The following is a 22,482-nucleotide window of genomic DNA, read 5'->3' as shown; positions in this document are numbered from 1 at the left end:
ATTTAATATAACAACTTATGTCTGAAGGAGAAAAGTTAATTCCTATTAACATTGAAGATGAAATGAAAACAGCTTACATCGATTATTCGATGTCAGTAATTGTATCAAGAGCACTTCCAGATGTCAGAGATGGTTTGAAACCAGTACATCGACGAGTACTTTACGGTATGCATGATTTGGGTGTTAACTCCAGATCGGCTCATAAAAAGTCAGCAAGAATTGTCGGGGAAGTTCTTGGTAAATACCACCCACATGGTGACACCTCTGTTTATGATGCAATGGTGCGTATGGCTCAAGAATGGAGTATGCGTTATTTGTTGATTGATGGTCAGGGTAATTTTGGGTCTGTGGATGGCGACAGTCCTGCAGCGATGCGTTATACGGAGGCTAGAATGCGTAAGATTTCAGAAGAAATATTGGCTGATATAGATAAAGAGACAGTTGATTTTAAATTAAATTTTGACGATACTTTAGAAGAACCGACAGTAATGCCAACTCGTGTTCCTACCTTATTAATAAATGGTGCCACAGGAATTGCAGTAGGTATGGCAACAAATATGCCGCCTCACAATTTAACAGAGGTGATCAACGGTACGTTAGCTTTCATGGACAATACTGATATTGAAATTGACGAGTTGATGACGCATATAAAAGCTCCTGATTTTCCTACTGGTGGTATTATATACGGATATGAAGGCGTTCGTGAAGCATTTAAAACCGGTCGAGGACGTATTGTAATGCGTGCTAAAGTTGGTTTTGAAGAAGTGGACGGAAGAGAATGCATTATCGTAACCGAAATCCCTTATCAAGTCAATAAAGCAGACATGATTAAACGTACGGCTGATTTGGTAAATGATAAAAAAATAGATGGAATTGCAAATATCCGCGATGAATCGGATAGAAACGGGATGCGTATCGTTTATATTTTAAAACGTGATGCAACGCCTAACGTGGTTTTGAATACACTTTATAAATTCACACAATTACAATCTTCTTTTAGTGTAAACAATATTGCCATTGTAAAAGGGCGTCCGCAAATGTTGAATCTGAAAGATCTGATTCATTATTTTATCGAACACCGTCATGATGTGGTGACACGCAGAACGCAATTCGAATTGAAAAAAGCAGAAGCAAGAGCACATATATTAGAAGGTTTGATCATTGCTTCGGATAATATTGATGAAGTAATTGCTTTAATCAAAGCTTCAAAAAGTACCGAAGAAGCAAGAGAAAAATTAATCGAAAGATTCAATTTGTCTGATATTCAATCTCGTGCGATCGTAGAAATGCGTTTGCGTCAATTGACAGGTCTGGAACAAGATAAATTAAGAACGGAATACGACGAAATAATGAAGTTAATAGAGCATTTGAAAGCTTTATTGGCAGATGTTAATTTAAGAATTGCTTTAATTAAAGAAGAATTGACAGAAATCCGCGATAAATATGGAGATGAGCGTCGTTCTCAAATTGAGTATTCCGGTGGTGATGTAAGTATCGAAGATTTAATTGCCGATGAAAATGTTGTAATTACCATTTCGCATGCAGGTTACATTAAACGTACGAATCTTACGGAATACAAAACTCAGAATAGAGGTGGAGTTGGACAAAAAAGTGCAGGAACAAGAGATCAGGATTTCTTAGAGCACATGTTTGTAGCAACCAATCATCAATACATGATGTTCTTTACTCAAAAAGGAAAATGTTTTTGGATGCGTGTTTATGAAATACCGGAAGGAAGTAAAACCGCTAAAGGTAGAGCAATTCAAAACTTGGTAAATATTGAAAGCGATGATAAAGTAAAAGCATTTATTTGTACGCAAGATTTAAAAGATCAAGATTACATAAAAAGCCATAACCTTATTATGGTAACCAAAAAAGGTCAGGTTAAGAAAACATCTTTAGAGAAATATTCTAAACCTAGAGTTAATGGTGTTGCTGCAATTACGATCAAAGAGGGTGATGAACTATTGGAAGCGAAATTAACCAATGGGGAAAGTCAAATTATTTTGGCAGTAAAATCAGGTAAATTAGTTCGTTTTGAAGAAACTAAAACTCGTCCGATGGGAAGAACAGCTTCCGGTGTACGTGGAATAACATTGAAAGATGATACGGACGAAGTAATTGGCATGGTTACTGTAAATGACATGAACAGTGAAATATTAGTTGTTGCCGAAAATGGTTACGGAAAACGTTCCAGCCTTGATGAGTACCGAATCACAAATCGTGGTGGTAAAGGAGTTAAAACCTTAAATATTACCGAAAAAACAGGTAAATTGATTTCGATAAATGCAGTTACAGATGCCGATGATTTGATGATTATTAATAAATCGGGATTAACAATCAGAATGGCGGTTGAAGATTTGAGAGTGATGGGACGTGCCACGCAAGGAGTGAAACTGATCAATATCAAAGGAAATGATTCGATTGCGGCAGTTACAAAAGTAATGAAAGACGATGTGGCTGAAGTCGTTGTTGACGAAGAAGGCAATATTATAGAAACTGAAGCTATCGAACGAGTGAAACCGGTTTTAGAAGTACTTGAAGAAGATGGAACCGAAGACGATGAAGACGAAGATGACTCTGAAGAAGAGGAAATTGAGGATGAAACTGAAGAAGATGATTCAGATGACGAAGCTTAAATAAAAATTAGAGAACTAAGAATAATTATTAAATAAAAATTTTTACAATATGAAAAGTAAATATGCAATACTAGCATCAGCGTTATTGATATCAGTAGCTACTTTTGCTCAAAAAAATGAAATTAAAGCTGCGGAAAAAGCCATGAAAGCTGGCAAATCGCAGGAAGCGGTGACTATTTTAATGGGAGCAGAATCGTTAATAGCAAATGCAGGAGAAGCTGAAAGAGCACAATTTTTCTACCTGAAAGGAAATGCTTTATTGGATTTAGCGAATAAAAATATAGATACTGACTCAAATCTTTCATTTGCAGCAAAAGCATACCAGGATTTAATTTTAGCTGAAAAAACTTCAGGAAAGGTTAAATTTTCCAGTCAGGCGGCAGCTTCAATTACTGATATTAAATTTAAGTTGATTAATGCTGCAATTGCGGATTCTAAAATACAAAAACACGGAATTGCTGCAAAAAAGCTATATGACGCTTATTTGTTAGATACAAAAGACACCATAAATTTATATTATGCAGCTTCTACTTATGTAAATGCGAATGAATATGATGCAGCATTAAAACTCTATAACGATTTAAAAGCCTTAAATTATTCTGGAAAAGGAACGAGTTATTTTGCAGTTAATAAACTAACTACAGAAGAAGATTTTTTCCTAACTCCTGCAGAAAGAGACAGAGTTGTTAAATTAGGAACCCATGAGAAGCCACGAAATGAAGCTATCCCTTCAAAGAGAGGCGAAATTTACAAAAACATGGCTCTAATTTTAGTTGATAAAGGACAAACGGTAGAGGCTAAAAAAGCAATTGCCGAAGCTAGAAGTGCAAATCCGGAAGACACTTCCTTAATTTTAACTGAGGCGAATCTTTATTTAGAAACAAAAGATTTCGAAACGTACAAAAAGTTAGTAGCTGAGATATTGGTAAAAAATCCTAATGATGCTGATTTAGTTTTTAACTTAGGCGTATTAAGTGCGAATGCAAAAAATCAAGCAGAAGCTGAAAAATATTACGTTAGGACTATAGCGATAGATCCGAAATACGTTAACGCTTATATTAATTTAGCCGCATTAAAGTTAGAGAATGAAAAAGTAATTATTGATGAAATGAATAAGTTGGGCACCTCTACTAAAGATATGAAGCGCTATGATGAATTGAAAACGAAAAGAGAAAATTTATTCAAAAGCGCAATTCCTTATCTTCAAAAGGCGGTAGAATTAGAGCCAAAAAATGTAGAAGTTAGCAGAACACTTTTGAATGTGTATAACGCATTAGAAATGACTGCAGAATATAAAGCACTTAAAGCAAAAATGTAAAATTTGTTTTCAAATTATAAAACCTATCTCGAATCTTATTCTTGATAGGTTTTTTTTATATAATTTTTTTGATTACTCTCAATTTATGAGTGTGTTTATTAATTTCTGCATTAAATATCCCTAAGTGATCTAATCGGTCTACACGGACTTTACCACTGGCATGAATAATATAATTATCATCCATAATAATTCCTACATGAATTATGTTGCCTTCTTCATTGTCAAAAAAAGCTAAATCTCCGGGTTCACTTTCTTCGATAAAACTTAAAGCTTCACCTTGCGCTGATTGTTGCGAAGCATCTCTCAGTAGTTTATACCCATTTAATTTATAGACCATTTGTGTAAATCCGGAACAATCTATGCCAAAAGGCGTTTTTCCTCCCCATAGATAGGGAGCGTTTAAATACATAAACGCAGTATTAATCAAATTTTCTTTGGTTTTCTCGCCGCTGGTTTTAGTTCCTTCAAAATCAAAATTTGAGATATTTATATCATTATGATTTATAAATGATACCGAAGAGGCAAGAGGAATAGGTATCAGTACATTATTGGGACCTGTTATATATTCTATCAAATCAGCATTAAGAATAATGGCTTCATCAGATAATTGATAAAAACTGGCTTCAGAAATCATTTGTAGTTGCTTAGAATCGATCCAGCCTTCATAACCGTCGTATTGCATTTTGATTTTGGACCATTGTTTTAACTGTTCTAAAATTTCAAAATGTTCACCGAACAAAACTTGAGAGACTATTTCGCTTTTGTCACTGGGCTCAATGCGAAGCGGGATTATGGCTAGATTACAAATTCCGAACATTTAGGTTTATTTACGAGTTAAAAATCATGAGTTACAAGTACTAAAACTCACAACTCATAACTTATAATTATTTACGCTTTTTCAATTACAATTGCTGATCCACCGCCGCCGCCGTTGCAAATTGCTGCAGCGCCAATTTTACCATTATTTTGTTCTAAAACATTTAATAATGTAACTATGATTCTCACTCCTGAACAACCAAGAGGATGTCCTAAAGATACCGCACCACCATTTACATTTACTTTACTGTCATCTAACCCTAAAATTTTTGAATTAGCTAAACCTACAACGGCAAATGCTTCGTTGAATTCAAAATAATCCACATCATTGATTGATATTCCAGCTTTTTCTAATGCTTTTGGAATCGCTTTTGCGGGGCTTGTAGTGAACCATTTTGGCTCTTGCGCCGCATCCGCATATCCGTTGATATAGGCCAAAGGTTTTATTCGTAAAGCGATTGCTTTTTCTTCACTCATTAGGATTACTGCCGCAGCTCCATCGTTTATTGTTGAGGCATTGGCTGCAGTTACAGTTCCGTCTTTGGTAAATACGGCATTCAAAGATGGTATTTTATCTAATTTCACATTTGTGAATTCCTCATCTTTAGAAACGATGATAGGGTCTCCTTTTCTTTGTGGTACAGGAACAGGAACAACTTCATTGTCAAATTTTCCGGAATCCCACGCTTTTGCGCTACGTTCATAGGATTGAATTGCGTAATTATCTTGATCCTCTCGGGTAAAATTATACTCTGAAGCACATAAGTCAGCACACACTCCCATAGCGCTGTTATCGTATGCATCAGTAAGCCCATCTTTCTGCATTCCGTCAATCATGGTTGCAGGGCCAAATTTAGTTCCATTTCTTAAATGCATGTAATGTGGAATTAAACTCATGTTTTCCATACCACCAGCAACTACAATTTCAGCATCGCCACATTGAATCGCCTGCGCGCCCAACATAACTGCCTTCATTCCTGAAGCACATACTTTATTTACTGTGGTGCAGGCAACTGTATTAGGTAAACCGGCAAAAATTGCAGCTTGTCTGGCAGGAGCTTGTCCTACGCCAGCTTGAACTACATTGCCCATAAATACTTCATCAATTAAATTTGGATCTAATTTTATTTTGTCCAAAGCACCTTTAATGGCTACTGCACCTAATCTTGGAGCGGTAACTGTAGACAAACCCCCCATAAAACTTCCGATAGGTGTTCTAACGGCAGAAACGATAACAACTCTTTTGTTCATGACTTTCATAATGTTAGTTTATACAGCAAATTTAAACTTTTTTATACAATTTCATATTTTGATACTGAGTTTATCTTTTTTAAATTTATTTTTATTCTATATGTTTGATTGTGAAGCTTTTTTATAAAAATGATAAAAAAGATTGAAAAAAAGCCTTCAAATAGTTGTGAGAAGTCTAAAGATGTCTTAAATTTGCAACCGCAAAACAGGACACGTTTCTTTGAGCTTGGAGGGGTGCCAGAGTGGTAATGGAGCAGTTTGCTAAACTGTCATCGAGCAATCGGTGCCAGGGTTCGAGTCCCTGTCCCTCCGCTTTATAATTTGCTTTTCGGGGTGTAGCGTAGCTCGGTTATCGCGCCTGCTTTGGGAGCAGGAGGCCGCAGGTTCGAATCCTGCCACCCCGACTAATTTTTTTACACGAGCAATGGAGGCATAGCTCAGCTGGATAGAGCACCTGCCTTCTAAGCAGGCGGTCGAAGGTTCGAATCCTTCTGCCTTCACAAAAACCGATACTTTTTTTAGTATCGGTTTTTTTGTTTTTATACGTGATGAAATCCCTTTAATTGTTTTATTTTTATAAAAAAAAGTATTTATGTTTTCTTACTTCCAACCTTTTGTGATTCTTTGCTCTGTCTTTTGTATTGTTTCATGCAAATCGCAAACTGTCATATCTGATACTAAAGAAAAAAATACTCCAATTATCAACGATACTACATTTGTGAATTTAAAAGAGTACAGTCAAGATTTTATATACGATATGAAATATGCAACTTCAGATAATTTCCTGAAAGCAAAAGTGTATGACTGTGCCGAATGTTTTTTGCGTTTAAAAACCGTTACTGCACTTGTTGAAGTGAATAAACAATTCATGAAAAAAGGCCTTAAAATCAAAATTTTTGATTGCTATCGCCCACTGGATATTCAGAAAAAAATGTGGAAAATTATATCTAATCCTGAATATGTCGCTAATCCGGCTAAAGGCTCCATTCACAACAGAGGAGGAGCGGTAGATATCACCCTTGTAGATGGTAATGGAAAAGAATTGGATATGGGAACAGAATTTGATTTTTTTGGAGTAGAGGCAAGCCACAATTATCCAAATGTTTCATCAGAAATCAAACAAAACAGAGAATTATTAAAAACAGTAATGACTAATTCTGGCTTCAATTCTTTTGATTCCGAATGGTGGCATTACAATCTGAAGGCAGGTTTAAATGATAAAATTTCAAATGCTAGGTGGGACTGTAATTAAACTATTCGATACATTTTATAGTATTAATAAAATATGTTTCAGGATTGTAAATTTTATTGTCCAATTCCGATTTAAACTCTTTTTTTAAAACATAATCTTCTGTACCCGTTGAATATTTAATCTGCATCATAGAAACTGGAGAGTTTTTTAAGTCTTTAAAACTGTCCTTCATGAACATAAAAATCCCTGAATTAACTCTATTATCAAATCCTGCATCATCACGAATCGTCGTTCCACAATTTTCCTGATCAATATGAATCAACGTTATTATTTTTCCGTTGTTTAGCTGCAGATAAATCTTAGAATTTTTATCAAAACAATTCGCTTTAATAAATTCCTTACTCTTTTGGATCAATTGCACAGTTAAAGTCGGCATCCCATCTGTTAAAGCCAAAGAATAAAAAATGTAATTGGAATTTCCTCCAAAATTTTTCTCGCTGATCATATACGCTGCAGTTGATTTGTATGACCCTATCGAATCCGTCACATTGACGCTGTAATCACATGTTTTTTGACCAAAGGAGGCAATGCTGAATAGGATTAATAAACTTACAAGTGTAGATTTCATTTTTAATTTATTTTGGTACAAATTATAACTATTTTAGCATTGTTAACATCGGTTGTAAAAAAACAATACGTATTTCCACCATCTTTTATTTTCCATTTTTTTCGAATATTTTCCACATTATCCGGGAAATTTCTGGTGGTGATATTTGCTTTGGTCATTTCTAAATTACTTTTCATTTCCGCATTGTTGTAATGAAATGTATTTTGAATTTCAAATATGCGTCCCGGAAAAGGTATTAGTTCAGTTGAAGTGTAAAGATGGGAATGTTTGTGTAATTTATTTAAATTAAAATAGATCGCTACACAATCAAATCCACCTGATTTCATAATGGCACTATTGGGTTCATATAAATATTTTTGTGGTAAACTAAAATTTGGAAATTTAGAATCCGTGTTTAAAATAAAATCAAATATATCATTTTTGTCTTTTCCAATATTAACGGTTTTGATGTTTACATTTCCACTGTAATTTTTATGCAGTTCCCAAACCAATTCTTTTACTTCATTTTCTAAAGCTACGATGTGAATCGTTTTAACGTGTTTTAATTCCAATAAACCCGCAGTAATATCAAGTAGTGGCGCAGTTTTTATGAGAACAGCAACTGATTTTTGAAAATAAAAATCAAGATTTTCAGGAACATTTGGTAAGCAATCTTTGATCATGAATACTTTACCTTTAACATCATTTCGTCTGGAAGGATCAATATAGATCCAATCCCATTTTGTATTCAAAGTTTTTAAAGTTTCCAAACTGTCTCCCACAAAACAAGTAATGTTGGAAATTTTTAATTGCTTGAAATTGTGTTTTACAAGATCTGATAGCTCGACATTGATTTCGCAATGTGTTACATGTTTAATTGTTTTTGCAAAATAATAATCATCAACTCCAAAACCTCCAGTCAAATCGATTAAAGTTTCACCTGATACAATTGAAGATTTATAGGCTGCGGTTTTTTCGGATGAAGTTTGTTCTACTGAAATTTTACTTGGATAAATAATATTGTCGGTCGAAAACCAATTAGGCAATTTGAATGCGGCTTTTGTTTTGGCTTCAATTTGGTTTAAAATAGAAATCCATTCCACATTCGGAAATGGATTTTTTTGAAGCGCCAATTGCGAAATGCTTTTACCAATATTTGCATCGATAAAAGCTTGTATTTCGGTGTTCAAAATCAAGACATTCACAATTAAATATCTTTAGTTAGCAGTTGGACGATTTTGTTTTCAGGAAAGAATTCTTTGCCCATAACTTTAATTATGGTATATAACGGTACGGCGACTATCATACCTAATATTCCGAAAAGGAAACCTGCAATCAGGATTACAAGAAATATTTCTAACGGATGTGAGCTTACACTTTTTGAAAAAATAATTGGCTGCGAAAAATTGTTATCGATAATTTGAACAAGCCAAAAACCTATTAAAACATAGATGGTAGTCGGTAAGATTTCAGATTGGAAGTCACTTCCCAAATTGCTTAACATGGTTAATACTGCCGCTAAAAAGGAGGCGATAAGCGGACCAATGTATGGAATAATGTTCAAAACCGCACATAAAAAGGCGATAACAATAGCATTTGGAACTCCAAAAATAAACAGTACAATTAGGTATAAAATGAATACAATGAATAATTGTATCAACAAGCCAATGAAATAGCGTGAAAGCAAGTAGTTTATTTTTCCTAAAGAATGTAAAATCTGATCTTCATGACTATTTGGGATCAGTTTTTTTATTCCTAAAATGAACATTAACCGGTCTTTCAGGAAGAAAAAAGTAATAAATAAAACCGAACCTAATGCTACGCCAAAATTACCAATTGTGCCTAAAATTGTATTTAAAAAGTTAGGAATGAAGTTGAAATTTATTTTGGAAGTGATGTTCGCTTCTTGTAAAACTTTTGCCGAATCAATTTGATGATTGTCTAAAAATACTGTGATCTGATTGATTAACCGGACTATATTTTCTTCAATTTCAGCCGTGTTGAGAAGCGAAAGATTTGCTCCTTGAGACAAAATCAGCGGAACAAACATCATGATAAAACCGAATGTAATTAATACGAAAATAAACAAAGTTGCTATGGTTGCAAAGATATGATTGAACTTTAATCGTTTTTTGAAAAAGTCCAAAATTGGATTTCCTATCAGTGTAAGTATGAATGCTACAATAAGATAAATTAATACAGATTGAATTTGAAAAAGAAAGTACAATACTAAGCCACAAAAAACCAGAGTAAGTAATGCTTTGAGAATTCCATTTGAAATGGTTTTTGATGTAATCATGATTTTATTTTAGATTGTAAATATAAAAAAACTCGCTAACAAGTAGCGAGTTTTGAATTCTAAAAACTTAAAAAATTATATTCCGAAGCTTGCTCTTGACCCGCCTGAAAGGAAAATTGAAGCCATTCTTGATTTCTGTCCGTTAGAGAACATATACATTCCTCTATCATCTGTGTAATCCATGTAGTTCATTGTCATTTCTACTGGAGTTCCACTACAAGTGCTATAATGAGGATAAGCTGGAACACCATAGTTAGCAGTGTTGTGCGTAGGTGTATCAGAAACATAATCAGTTCCACAAGTTGCATCACCCCAAATGTGACGTAAATTCATCCAGTGACCTACTTCGTGAGTAGCTGTTCTTCCAAGATTAAATGGCGCTGTTACCGACCCGGTAGTACCAAATGCATTGTTATCCATTACAACTCCATCAGTAGATGATGCACCTCCTGGAAATTGAGCGTAGCCTAGAATACCGCCACCAAGATTACAAGACCACATGTTTAAAACTGTTGTCGGTGTAGTTGGAACGATTCCGTATGTTGATCTTTTCATCGCATCGTCTGTAGACCAAGATGTTGTAGACGTATATCTTCTCTTTACACTTTGTAATACAAATGTAATTCCAACATTTGCTTTTACTCCTGAAAATGCTGCCGGAACTGAATTATAATCAGAATTTGCAGCATTAAAATCTTTATTTAATACGTCAATTTGGGATTGGATTTGTGCCAGCGAAATATTTTCTGCTGTAGTTCTGTACAATACATTTACTACAACTGGAATTTCTACTTTACCATTTACCAAACGTCCGGATAACATTGCTTTTTCAGTAAAAGCTTCAATTTTATTCATTCTTAAAGCTAATGTTGGATCAGCCTTCATTTGGGCAGCAAGCACTTCTTGAGATGCGCAACCACGCTTCGAAGCCGCTTCAGCTAAGGGAGCATTTTCTGTTGTTTCATTTTGACAAGCAAAAAGCATTACTAATGCAGCTGCAGATAAAAGAATTTTTTTCATAGTAAATTTATAATATGTTAAAGTTTTGGTTAAATGTTTTGTGCTTTTTGCATCTAATAAAGTAGCTTGACTGACATCTGATTAAAAATAATTTTTCTTTAAAATCATGGTAGAACCTAAATGAACTTTATTATTTTGCAGCAAAGCGATTTGACGCAATCAGATTAAAATTGAAGATACAATTTTCGTTGTGCTTGCTTAGATAATAAAAACGTAAAGTAATATCAAAAAAGAAGAGGTGAATTTTAAGTTCACCTCTTTACAATTAAATTTTAAATCGAATTATATTCCGAAACCTGCTCTTGCTCCACCTGAAACAAAAATTGAAGACATTCTTGATTTTTGTCCGTTAGAGAACATATACATTCCTCTATCATCTGTATAATCCATGTAGTTCATTGTCATTTCTACCGGAGTCCCAGTACAAGTGCTATAATGAGGGTAAACAGGAGCACCGTAGTTAGCAGTATTGTGAGTAGGTGTATCAGAAACTAAATCACTTCCACAAGTTGCATCGCCCCAAATGTGACGTAAGTTCATCCAGTGACCTACTTCATGAGTCATAGTTCTTCCTAAGTTATAAGGATAAGCTCCTGATCCAGATAATCCAAAATATTTTGAATCAACAACAACTCCATCAGTACTAGTACTTCCACCAGGAAATTGTGCGTAACCTAAAATTCCACCACCAATAGTACAAGCCCACATGTTAAGTTTCGTTGTTGGTGAAGTAGGGTTTAAACCTCCTTGTTTTGTTTTTTTCATAGCGTCTCTAGTTCCCCAAGATGTTTTGGTTGTAGCTTTTCTGTTAACTGTTTCCAAAACGAAAGAGATTTCCACATTTGCAGCAACACCAGAGAATAAAGCAGGAGTATTATTAAAATCAGCATTAGCTGCATTGAAATCTTCGTTTAATACATCAATTTGAGATTGAATTTGAGCTAATGAAATATTTTCAGCAGCTGTTTTGTATAATACATTTACGACAACAGGGATTTCAATTTTTCCGTTTACAAGACGCCCTGATAACATTGCTTTTTCAGTAAAAGCTTCAATCTTATTCATTCTTAAGGCCAAAGTCGGGTCAGCTTTCATTTGTGCTTCCAAAACTTCTTGAGATGCGCAACCACGTTTAGCTATAGCACTCGCTTCTGGACTTGTTTCTGTAGTCTCATTTTGACAAGAGAAAAGCATCAACAATGCTACTGCAGATAAAAGAATTTTTTTCATAATAAATTTGTTATAAATTAATAGATTTGGTTAATTATTTCACAATTTTATAACAAATTTTTCATAAAAAAAATTAATACTTATTTTTTTTTCAAAAAAAAATTCAATCTACCTATTTTACGGGTTTCCGTAAAAACGCAGGAATTTATATTAAAGTATTTTCTGATAACTTACTTTGCGTTAAATTTTAAAAAATAGTATGGTTGTTGATTTAAATTAGAGGATTTATGATAAATTTTATCATATTGTATAAATAATTACTAATTTTTATAAAACATATGAATCTGCTATTTGAAGTAAATCAGTCGTAAACCAAACTAATTCAGTGCATTATAAGCTCTTGACAAATACGAGTTGCACGAACAGAATGCAAATATTTTATAGATTTATCATTACACTATGTGTTTTTTCTAAATTTTAGGTCCAAAAAAATCCGAAATGATTTTACAAATAATGTGCGATACATGGTTTAAATCGAAAAAATAAATCAATATAAAAAAATTGAAATATTGAGTATAATTTTAAAAAAGAAAGAATTAACTAGTTGTTAAAAAGATAATTAATGATATTGGCTCCCATTTTTAGTGCCTTTTCACGGATTTCTTGTGGATCATTATTGACTTCCTGATCTTCCCATCCATCTCCTAAATCGCATTCGTAAGTATACAGCAACACTAATTTATTTTCTATAAATATTCCAAAGGCCTGTGGTCGCTTTCCATCATGTTCGTGTATTTTTGGTAAACCACTCGGAAATGAATACGGCTTTTGAAAAATAGAATGATTGGCCGGAATTTCAACCAATGCAACATTTGGGAATATTTTTTTGATTTCTTTTTTGACATATTGATCCATTCCATAATTATCATCAATATGAAGAAAACCTCCAGCCAGCAGATAATTCCTCAAATTTGACACATCGGCATCGCTAAAAAGGACATTTCCGTGACCCGTCATGTGCACAAAAGGATAGGAAAATAAATCGGGGCTGCTTGGCTCTACGGTTGCCGGCTTTAATACTAACTTTGTATTGATATTGGCATTGCAAAATTTAATTAAGTTTGGTAACGAAGTGGGGTTGGCGTACCAATCCCCGCCGCCATTGTATTTTACCAATGCAATTTCTTGCGAAAACAATGTTGTCGAAAATAATACCAATACAAAAAATAAATTTCTCATAATTCAGGAATCAATAAATCATCTGTTCTTATTCTTCGTTAACAAAAACTACGCTGTGACAGGCAACAATGGCTGCGGTTTCAGTGCGTAAGCGGGTATTACCCAATGAAACTGGAGTGAAATTGTTTTTAATGGCCAATGCGATTTCTTTTTCCGAAAAATCACCTTCGGGTCCGATAAGAAGCGTAACATCTTCATTTGGTTTCAAAATCGATTTAAGTGTTTTTTTATCCGTTTCCTCGCAATGCGCAATCAATTTTAAACCTTTATTTTCAAGTTTAATAAATTCCTTGAAAGTAATGGCCTCATTTAGTTTTGGCAGATACAATTCATTGGATTGCTTCATGGCAGCTAACAGAATTTTATCAAATCGTTCTTTATTAATAACTTTTCTTTCGGAATGGTCACAGATAATTGGAGTAATTTCATATATTCCAATTTCAGTGGCTTTTTCTAAAAACCATTCGTAACGGTCATTCATTTTAGTTGGAGCAACCGCCAAATGTAATTTAAATTTTGAAGGTTCTGGCTTTTCAAATGAAATGATTTTAACGGTGCATTTGCTGTCAGAGGCAAGAGTAATCTCCGTTTTGAATAAAAAACCTAAGCCATTGGTTACGTATAAAATATCGGTATCCTTTTTACGCAATACTTTGATGATGTGTTTGCTTTCTTCTTTATCAAAAGAAAAAGTTTCCGTGGCCTCTGTTATATTTGGATTGTAAAATAATTGCATAATTTATAATTGTATTCTTGCTTTAGAAACAACGGCTGAAGTTTCAAATTTTTGGGTTAAAAATTTTTGATAACCTACAATTCCAATCATTGCGGCATTATCAGTTGTGTATTCAAATTTTGGAATAAAGGTTTTCCACCCGTATTTATTCTCCGCCTCTTTTAATCTGTTTCGGATTCCAGAATTGGCAGAAACACCGCCTCCGATGGTTATTTGTGTTATTCCGGTTTCATTTACAGCCAATTTTAATTTGTCCATTAAAATTTCAATAATCGTATATTGAATAGAAGCACAGATATCAGTAAGGTTCTCTTCAACGAAATTAGGATTTTCTAGTTTTTTCTTTTGAATAAAATATAAAATAGCGGTTTTTAAACCTGAAAAACTAAAATTTAATCCTGGAACTTTTGGTTTTGTAAACGCAAAAGCCTTTGGATTTCCCAATTTCGCGTATTTGTCTATTAACGGACCGCCGGGATAGGGAAGTCCCAAAATTTTGGCGCTTTTATCGAAAGCTTCGCCAACCGCATCATCAGTAGTTTCACCAATCACCGTCATTTCAAAAAAATGATCCACTTTGAGAATTTGTGTGTGACCGCCACTTATGGTGAGTGCCAAAAAAGGGAAGTTTGGTTTTTCATATCCTTCTTCATCAATAAAATGAGCCAAAACATGCGCCTGCATATGATTTACGGCAATCAAAGGAATTTGTAATGCCAGAGCTAATGATTTTGCAAACGAACTTCCCACTAAAAGGGATCCCATTAATCCGGGGCCTTGTGTGAAAGCAATAGCTGATAACTGTTCTTTTTTTATATTTGCTTTATCAAGCGCTGCAGCAACAACGGGAACTATATTTTGCTGGTGTGCTCGAGAGGCGAGCTCAGGAACCACACCGCCGTATTGCGTATGAATAAGTTGATTTGCTACAACATTTGACAATACTTTATCGTTTTGTAAAATGGCAGCAGCAGTGTCGTCGCAGGAACTTTCGATGGATAGAATAAAAACCTCGGGATTTTGCATAAAAAGGCACAAATTTTGAATTATATTTGACGAGTCAAAAAATATTTTTTTGTAAAAGCCAAAATTAAAGAATTTTTATCAAAGGTACTTCGGATTTCAAAGGCAAAATCAAAATTTAAAAAATTTAAATAGTAAATAGGTATCAAAAAATTTTTAAAAATAATATTACGTATTCTTCTTGGACTTTTCCTGCTTTTGCTCGTGCTTGGTATTGCTCTTACAATGCCAGTTGTTCAAACAAAGATTGCTCAGTATTTCACCAATAGCATCAACAAAGATCTGGGAATCAATGTTGCTATTGATGAAGTTGCAGTTTCAATTTTTGGAGGTGTAAAATTTAAAAAAGTACTGATTCGAGATCATCATAAAGACACTTTAATTTATTCAAGCAGAATATCCACCACAATTTTAGAAGGTAAAAAATTACTCGATGGCGATTTTATTTTTGATGATATCGACCTTCATGGATTAGTATTAAATTTGAAAACCTATAAGAACGAAAAGCAATCCAACCTCGATATATTTGTAAAAGCCTTTGAATCCGACAAACCATCAAGCAGGAAATTCTTGCTTAAAGCAAATAAACTGCAAATCTACGATGGCCATTTTGTTCTAACGGATTACAATAGGGAGAACCCTAAAGATGTTGATTTCACAAAAATGAATGCCTCCGTTACTGATTTTTTAATATTTGGCACTGATGTTACAACCAATATTAAGAAGATGTCTTTTTTAGATTTCCGTGGACTGTATGTTAAAAATTTAAGCTCAAAATTCACCTATTCTAAGAAAAATTTAAAACTTGAAAATCTTAATGTAATAACAAAGGAATCAACGCTGAATGGGACTGTTATATTAAATTATAAAATAGAAGATTTCTCCAATTTCACCGATAAAGTCGTTTTTGATATCAAATTGAATACGGCCTCTGTGGGGTCAAATGACATTCGTTATTTTTATAAAGAATTAAGTAAAGACCAGCATTTTTACATGAAGGCAAGCGTTAAAGGCACATTAAATAATCTACAATTTAAAAACTTAGAATTAGTTGATAATCGCAAGACAAGAATTGATGGGGATATCAATTTTAAAAACCTCTTTGCCAAAAAAGGGCAGAAATTTTCCATGTATGCTAGGTTTGACAAGTTAACGTCAAGTTATGATAATCTGATCGTGATTGTTCCAAATATTCTTGGAAATAAATTGCCAACTTCGTTAAAAAAACTGGGCAGATTTACAGCTTCGGGAACTTCCAGCGTTTCTACTACTGCTGTAAAAGCTGATTTTTCTATGATTACAGCATTGGGAAATATCACGTCTAACTTAGAGATTCAAAATATAGATGTAATTGATAAAGCCTCTTATTTTGGGAATGTGATTTTACAAAACTTCGACGTCGGGAATTTCTTGGATCAAAAAGAATTGGGAACGGTAAGTTTAAATATAGATGTGGATGGAAAAGGCTTTAAACGAAAATATTTAGACACTGCTATCAAAGGCGATATCAGTCAAATAGAGGTTAATGGTTATAATTACACCAATATTGTTGTCAATGGAAAGCTTAAAAGTCCCAATTATGAAGGTCAGATTTCTGTAAATGATCCTAATTTGAGCATGAATTTTGAAGGCTTATTGGATTTGAGTAAAAAAGACAGTCGTTATGACTTTCACGTCACTGTAGAAAATGCAGATTTACATAAATTAAAATTAATCAAGGATTCTGTTTCAGTATTTAGAGGGGATGTTGTTGTTCAGGCATCAGGGAATAATATCGAAAATTTTCAGGGAAATATCTACATCAATAAAACTTCCTATCAGAATGCAAAGGACACCTACAATTTTGATGATTTTACCATCATTTCTACTTTTGATCAGAATAAAACACGAACCATCACCATTAACTCTCCTGATATTGTGCAGGGCGAAATCGTTGGGAAGTATGAATTCAACCAGCTGCCAAATTTAATAACGAACTCTTTAGGAAGTCTTTATACGAATTACAAGCCAGTGAAAGTCAAAAAAGGACAGTTCCTTACATTTGATTTTTCAATCTACAATAAAATAATTGAAATATTCTATCCTGAAATTTCGATTGGCGCCAACACAATTGTCAAAGGAAACATCAATTCAGATAATCAGGAATTTAAACTGAATTTTAATTCGCCTCAAATTATTGCTTCAAATAACATTATCGATAATATCAGGGTATCGGTTGATAATAAGAATCCGCTTTATAATGCTTATGTAGAATTAGACAGCATAAAAACGAAATATTATAAAATCCGTGATTTTAGTCTGATTAATGTGACAATGAAAGACACTTTGTTCTTTCGTTCTGAGTTTAAAGGAGGGCCAAATGCGGAGGATTATTATAATTTGAACTTATATCACACAATAAATAAGGATAATAATAATGTTGTGGGAATCAGTAAATCTGAGGTGAAATTTAAAGATTATTTGTGGTTTTTAAATGAAGATGAAACACCCAATAACCAAATTGTATTTGACAAATCATTTAAAAATTTCAATATTGATAATATAATTTTGTCTCATGAAGAGCAGGCGATTTCTTTGATGGGAGTATTTAAAGGCGAGTCGGTCAAGGATTTGAAATTAAGCTTCAAAGATGTCGATTTAAATCAAATCACTCCGACTAATGAAAAGCTGATTGTACATGGAAATATCAACGGAGCAGTAAATTTCAAGCAAAATAATAATGTTTACCAACCCACATCATCTATAGTAATTGATAATTTGAATGTCAATAAAACAGATTTAGGAACATTGAATTTTGATATCGAAGGTGATGAAAATCTCAGAAAATTTACGATTAATTCCAACTTAGAAAATGAAAATGTAGATTTATTCAGTGCCAATGGAAGTTTTGAAATTGTTAACAAGCAGACGATTTTAGATTTAAAACTAAAATTTGAGAAATTCAATATTGCTACTTTAAATTCACTTGGTGGGGATGTATTATCTAATATCAGAGGTTTTATATCAGGTAATTCAACCATTGAGGGGAATCTAAAAAAACCGAGTATAAGTGGGCGTCTCTATTTAAACGATGCAGGAGTCACTGTGCCTTATTTGAACGTTGATTATGCACTAAGCGACAATACCATTATTGATTTAACAGATGAGAAATTAATTTTTAGAAGCAATACACTTACAGATACAAAGTACAAAACAAGCGGTAAATTGAACGGAAGTATTGAACATAGTAATTTTGTTGACTGGAAATTAGATTTAGCCATAGATTCTAAAAGACTTTTGGCATTGGATACTAAAGACAGTGAAGATGCCGCCTATTACGGAACGGCATTTATTGATGGTATTGCAACTATCAAAGGACCAACAAATTCATTGTTTATAAAAGTGGACGCTAAATCCGAAAAGGGAACCGCAATAAAAATTCCAATTAACAATGCGGAAAGTGTTAGTGATAATAAATTCATTCATTTTTTAACTGCTAAAGAGAAGTATAATATTGCAAAAGGAATTTTTGAAAATACCAGAAATTACAACGGGCTAGAGTTAGAATTTGACTTTGATATTACTCCTGATGCAGAAGTGGAGGTAATTTTGGACCGAAATACGGGTCATGGAATGAAGGGGAAAGGTTTCGGATCCTTATTATTTAAAATAAATACTTTGGGAAAATTCAATATGTGGGGCGATTTCCAGGCGTATGAAGGAACCTATAATTTCAAATACGGAGGGCTTATTGATAAGAAATTTGCAGTCAAAAAAGGAGGTTCCATAACTTGGGAAGGCAACCCTATGAAAGCGCAGTTAAATCTTGAAGCGGTTTACAGAACCTCTGCAAATCCTGCAGTGTTGTTGGAAAATTCGTCTTTTAATACAAAAGTGCCTGTTGAAGTAGTGATAGGACTTAGAGGCGATTTGACGAGTCCCGAACCTGATTTTAATATTGAATTTCCAACAGTGAGCAGTGTGTTGAAATCAGAAATTCAATATAAATTAAACGATCGAGACGTCAGACAAACTCAGGCTTTGTACTTACTTTCCTCTGGTGGCTTTTTAAGTCCGGAAGGAGTAAGCCAGTCTGATTTTTCAGGAAGTTTATTTGAAACTGCCTCCAGTATTTTAGGTGGGATCATACAATCCGATGATGAGAAATTTAAAGTGGGACTTAATTTTATTGGTGCTGACAGAAGATTGGGGAGAGAAACTGATGGAAGATTTGTTGCCACAATTACTTCCAAAATAAACGAAAGAGTTACTATTAACGGTAAACTCGGAGTTCCTTTTGGAGGAATCAATGAATCAGCAATCGTGGGTGACGTTGAAATCCTATACCGTGTTAACGAGGACGGAACACTTAATTTACGACTTTTCAATAAAGAAAATGACATCAATTATGTTGGTCAAGGAATTGGATACACGCAAGGTTTAGGGGTGTCGTATGCGGTAGATTTCGACACATTCAAAGAGTTTGTCAATAGAATATTTAAAAACCTTAAATTTGATACAGAATTCATTCCAGCTTCGGAAGATCAGGATTCTGATTTATCTCCAGATTACATCAATTTTTCTAAATCAAAAAAAACTACGACCAAAAAGATTAAGAAAAATCAAGACGGATTAATTCCTGAGGAAAACTAGTCATGGAATTTTTACGGGATTATTATTAAATTCTTCATCGTAAAAAAGAAAATTGTCAGTGCCGTATTTAATTATTTGCTGAATTCAAGAAATTTAAAACCGTTCGTTTAAATATGTTCGGTTATACTTCGTAATTTCTTCTGTCAACAAATAATGCAGTATTAAGCGTTGTTTTTTACTTTAAAAACAAACGAATTGTTAATTGTTAAATAAAAGTTGATTATTTTTCACTATCGTTAAAAAAAAGTCATTTCATTTTTATTCCCCCAAAAACTTATTAACGAAAACGTTTGAATTCATAATGCTTTATTAAATTATTAAAATCTCCGCCTTGAAAGTGGTTTATGTTTGCTAATTTTACACTTCAATACTTAAATAATGCCAAAAAAAATAAAAAAAGTTGGTGTTCTAACCTCTGGCGGAGACTCACCAGGAATGAATGCTGCAATCCGTTCAGTTGTTCGAACATGTGCTTATCACAACATAGAATGTATAGGAATTTATAGAGGATACCAAGGAATGATTGAAGGAGACTTCAAGGAAATGGGGCCTCGAAGCGTAAATAACATTGTAAATAAAGGAGGAACGATTTTAAAATCGGCTCGGTCCTTAGAATTTAAAACTCCTGAAGGAAGAAAACAAGCACATGAAAATCTTATTAAAGCAGGAATTGATGCGTTAGTGGTGATAGGTGGAGACGGTACATTTACTGGTGGATTGTTATTTAATAATGAGTTTGGTTTTCCGGTGATGGGGATTCCGGGAACCATCGATAATGATATTTTTGGGACAAGTCACACTTTAGGATACGATACCGCATTAAATACTGTGGTGGATGTGATTGATAAAATTAGGGATACAGCCAGTTCGCACAACCGTTTATTTTTTGTAGAAGTGATGGGTAGAGATGCCGGTCATATTGCGTTGAATGCAGGTATCGGAGCAGGAGCAGAGGAAATCCTTATCCCGGAAGAAGATTTAGGTTTAGAACGATTATTGGAATCTTTACAAAAAAGTAAGGCCTCCGGAAAATCATCCAGTATAGTTGTTATTGCCGAAGGAGATAAAATTGGTAAAAATGTGTTCGAATTAAAAGATTATGTTGAAGCGAATTTGCCTGAATATGATGTTCGTGTCTCTGTTTTAGGTCACATGCAGCGCGGCGGTTCTCCTTCTTGTTTTGACAGAGTTTTAGCAAGCAGATTAGGCGTAAAAGCAGTCGAATCACTTCTGGAGGGAAAATCAAATTATATGGTGGGCTTACAAAATGACAAGGTTGCATTGACACCTTTGGAACAAGCCATCAAAGGAAAAACCGAAATCGATAAAGAATTATTAAGAGTTTCAGACATCATGTCTACATAAATAAAATGAAGTTTATTGTGAGGAAATTAGACTTTAAATGAGTTAAAGAAAAATAAACAAAAAAATTAAGTAAAATGTCAAAAGTAAAATTAGGAATAAACGGGTTTGGAAGAATTGGAAGAATTGTATTCAGAGAATCTTACAACAGAGATAACGTAGAAGTAGTAGCAATTAACGATTTACTGGATGTTGATCATTTGGCTTATTTGTTAAAATATGATTCAGTTCACGGACGTTTCAACGGAACTGTAGAAGTAAAAGAAGGACAACTTTTTGTAAACGGAAAAAACATCCGTATTACTGCTGAAAGAAATCCAGCAGATTTGAAATGGAATGAAGTTGATGTTGATGTAGTTGCTGAATGTACAGGTTTTTTTACAACTATTGAAACTGCAAACGAGCACATCAAAGGTGGCGCTAAAAAAGTAATTATTTCTGCTCCTTCTGCTGATGCGCCAATGTTTGTAATGGGTGTAAACCATGAAACTGCAAAAGCTACAGATATGGTTGTTTCTAATGCTTCTTGTACAACAAACTGTTTAGCTCCATTGGCTAAAGTTATTCACGATAATTTTGAAATTGTTGAAGCTTTGATGACTACAGTTCACGCAACAACTTCAACGCAAATGACTACTGACGGTCCTTCTAAGAAAGACTGGAGAGGTGGACGTGCAGCAAATCTAAACATTATCCCATCATCAACTGGTGCTGCAAAAGCAGTTGGAAAAGTAATTCCGTCATTAAACGGAAAATTAACAGGTATGTCAATGCGTGTTCCTACCGCTGACGTTTCTGTTGTAGATTTAACGGTAAAAGTGGCTAAAGAAACTTCGTATGAAGAAATTATGGCAGTGTTAAAAAAGGCTTCTGAAACTACTATGAAAGGTATTTTAGGATATACAGAAGATTTAGTTGTATCTCAGGATTTTATTTCTGATCCAAGAACTTCTATTGTAGATGTTCATGCTGGAATTGGTTTGAATTCTACTTTTTTCAAAATCATCTCTTGGTATGACAACGAATACGGATATTCAAGTAAATTAATTGATTTATCAGTGCACATTGCAGGGTTAAAATAATTTTTTATATTTACAAATCCCGTTATCTTTTTAACGGGATTTTATTTTTTGTTGCTTTTTTAAATGGAGGTTATTTTAGCTCATTTTAAAATCAGG

At 33.8% G+C, this 22,482-nt stretch carries 16 protein-coding genes and 3 tRNA genes; 9 read left to right on the top strand and 10 right to left on the bottom strand.

Annotation, left to right across the window (positions count from 1 at the left end; genetic code table 11):
- The first annotated feature begins 17 nt into the window (after nucleotides 1–17).
- Complete coding sequence (gene gyrA / locus E0F89_RS04780; protein ID WP_131908714.1) at nucleotides 18–2,639, top strand: DNA gyrase subunit A; 2,622 nt, start codon at nucleotides 18–20, stop codon at nucleotides 2,637–2,639.
- Between the two features lie 49 nt (nucleotides 2,640–2,688).
- Complete coding sequence (locus E0F89_RS04775; RefSeq protein ID WP_131908713.1) at nucleotides 2,689–3,957, top strand: tetratricopeptide repeat protein; 1,269 nt, start codon at nucleotides 2,689–2,691, stop codon at nucleotides 3,955–3,957.
- Between the two features lie 55 nt (nucleotides 3,958–4,012).
- On the opposite strand, the gene E0F89_RS04770 is transcribed toward E0F89_RS04775, so the two are convergent.
- Nucleotides 4,013–4,774, bottom strand: coding sequence for a C40 family peptidase (locus tag E0F89_RS04770; protein ID WP_131908712.1), 762 nt, complete (start codon nucleotides 4,772–4,774; stop codon nucleotides 4,013–4,015).
- 71 nt (nucleotides 4,775–4,845) lie between these two features.
- Nucleotides 4,846–6,024: an acetyl-CoA C-acyltransferase gene (locus tag E0F89_RS04765; RefSeq protein WP_131909346.1), complete on the bottom strand. Its 1,179-nt coding sequence runs from the start codon at nucleotides 6,022–6,024 to the stop codon at nucleotides 4,846–4,848.
- A 228-nt stretch (nucleotides 6,025–6,252) separates the two neighbouring features.
- Here E0F89_RS04765 and E0F89_RS04760 point away from each other — a divergent pair.
- From E0F89_RS04760 to E0F89_RS04745, 4 genes are all read left to right on the top strand, one after another.
- Nucleotides 6,253–6,336: transfer RNA gene (locus E0F89_RS04760), tRNA-Ser, on the top strand.
- Nucleotides 6,337–6,353: 17 nt separating this feature from the next.
- Nucleotides 6,354–6,428 (top strand) — tRNA-Pro (locus tag E0F89_RS04755).
- A gap of 22 nt (nucleotides 6,429–6,450) precedes the next feature.
- Nucleotides 6,451–6,524, top strand: a tRNA-Arg gene (locus E0F89_RS04750).
- Nucleotides 6,525–6,616: 92 nt separating this feature from the next.
- Nucleotides 6,617–7,276 (top strand): M15 family metallopeptidase, encoded by a 660-nt coding sequence (locus tag E0F89_RS04745; RefSeq protein WP_131908711.1) that lies wholly within the window; start codon nucleotides 6,617–6,619, stop codon nucleotides 7,274–7,276.
- A 1-nt stretch (nucleotide 7,277) separates the two neighbouring features.
- Here E0F89_RS04745 and E0F89_RS04740 read toward each other — a convergent pair whose 3' ends face one another.
- The 8 genes from E0F89_RS04740 to tsaD all read right to left on the bottom strand — a co-directional run bounded on the left by E0F89_RS04740 (nucleotide 7,278) and on the right by tsaD (nucleotide 15,313).
- Nucleotides 7,278–7,844, bottom strand: a complete 567-nt coding sequence (locus E0F89_RS04740) for a hypothetical protein (RefSeq protein ID WP_131908710.1) — start codon at nucleotides 7,842–7,844, stop codon at nucleotides 7,278–7,280.
- A 2-nt stretch (nucleotides 7,845–7,846) separates the two neighbouring features.
- A complete protein-coding gene (locus E0F89_RS04735; protein ID WP_131908709.1) occupies nucleotides 7,847–9,028 on the bottom strand; it encodes a class I SAM-dependent methyltransferase in 1,182 nt (393 codons plus the stop codon).
- Between the two features lie 2 nt (nucleotides 9,029–9,030).
- A complete protein-coding gene (locus E0F89_RS04730) occupies nucleotides 9,031–10,122 on the bottom strand; it encodes an AI-2E family transporter (protein ID WP_131908708.1) in 1,092 nt (363 codons plus the stop codon).
- Between the two features lie 75 nt (nucleotides 10,123–10,197).
- Nucleotides 10,198–11,142: a zinc metalloprotease gene (locus E0F89_RS04725; protein WP_131908707.1), complete on the bottom strand. Its 945-nt coding sequence runs from the start codon at nucleotides 11,140–11,142 to the stop codon at nucleotides 10,198–10,200.
- A gap of 282 nt (nucleotides 11,143–11,424) precedes the next feature.
- Nucleotides 11,425–12,372 carry a zinc metalloprotease gene (locus tag E0F89_RS04720; protein WP_131908706.1) on the bottom strand — a complete coding sequence of 316 codons (948 nt, stop codon included), beginning with the start codon at nucleotides 12,370–12,372 and terminating at the stop codon, nucleotides 11,425–11,427.
- 540 nt (nucleotides 12,373–12,912) lie between these two features.
- On the bottom strand, nucleotides 12,913–13,551 hold the full coding sequence (locus E0F89_RS04715; RefSeq protein WP_131908705.1) for a DUF4159 domain-containing protein: 639 nt from the start codon (nucleotides 13,549–13,551) through the stop codon (nucleotides 12,913–12,915).
- A gap of 28 nt (nucleotides 13,552–13,579) precedes the next feature.
- Nucleotides 13,580–14,287: a 16S rRNA (uracil(1498)-N(3))-methyltransferase gene (locus E0F89_RS04710; RefSeq protein WP_131908704.1), complete on the bottom strand. Its 708-nt coding sequence runs from the start codon at nucleotides 14,285–14,287 to the stop codon at nucleotides 13,580–13,582.
- Nucleotides 14,288–14,290: 3 nt separating this feature from the next.
- Nucleotides 14,291–15,313, bottom strand: coding sequence for a tRNA (adenosine(37)-N6)-threonylcarbamoyltransferase complex transferase subunit TsaD (gene tsaD, locus E0F89_RS04705; RefSeq protein ID WP_131908703.1), 1,023 nt, complete (start codon nucleotides 15,311–15,313; stop codon nucleotides 14,291–14,293).
- Nucleotides 15,314–15,535: 222 nt separating this feature from the next.
- On the opposite strand from tsaD, the gene E0F89_RS04700 reads away from it, so the two are divergent.
- The 3 genes from E0F89_RS04700 (at nucleotide 15,536) to gap (ending at nucleotide 22,386) form a co-directional block, all read left to right on the top strand.
- Nucleotides 15,536–19,942, top strand: a complete 4,407-nt coding sequence (locus E0F89_RS04700) for a translocation/assembly module TamB domain-containing protein (protein ID WP_131908702.1) — start codon at nucleotides 15,536–15,538, stop codon at nucleotides 19,940–19,942.
- Between the two features lie 378 nt (nucleotides 19,943–20,320).
- A complete protein-coding gene (gene pfkA / locus E0F89_RS04695) occupies nucleotides 20,321–21,307 on the top strand; it encodes a 6-phosphofructokinase (RefSeq protein ID WP_131908701.1) in 987 nt (328 codons plus the stop codon).
- 74 nt (nucleotides 21,308–21,381) lie between these two features.
- Nucleotides 21,382–22,386: a type I glyceraldehyde-3-phosphate dehydrogenase gene (gene gap / locus E0F89_RS04690; protein WP_131908700.1), complete on the top strand. Its 1,005-nt coding sequence runs from the start codon at nucleotides 21,382–21,384 to the stop codon at nucleotides 22,384–22,386.
- Nucleotides 22,387–22,482 lie beyond the last annotated feature (96 nt).

Source organism: Flavobacterium caseinilyticum (genome assembly GCF_004349085.1).
Lineage (GTDB): Bacteria > Bacteroidota > Bacteroidia > Flavobacteriales > Flavobacteriaceae > Flavobacterium > Flavobacterium caseinilyticum.
Note: the sequence above shows the minus strand (reverse complement) of the source record. Positions and strands in the feature narration are given on the sequence as shown.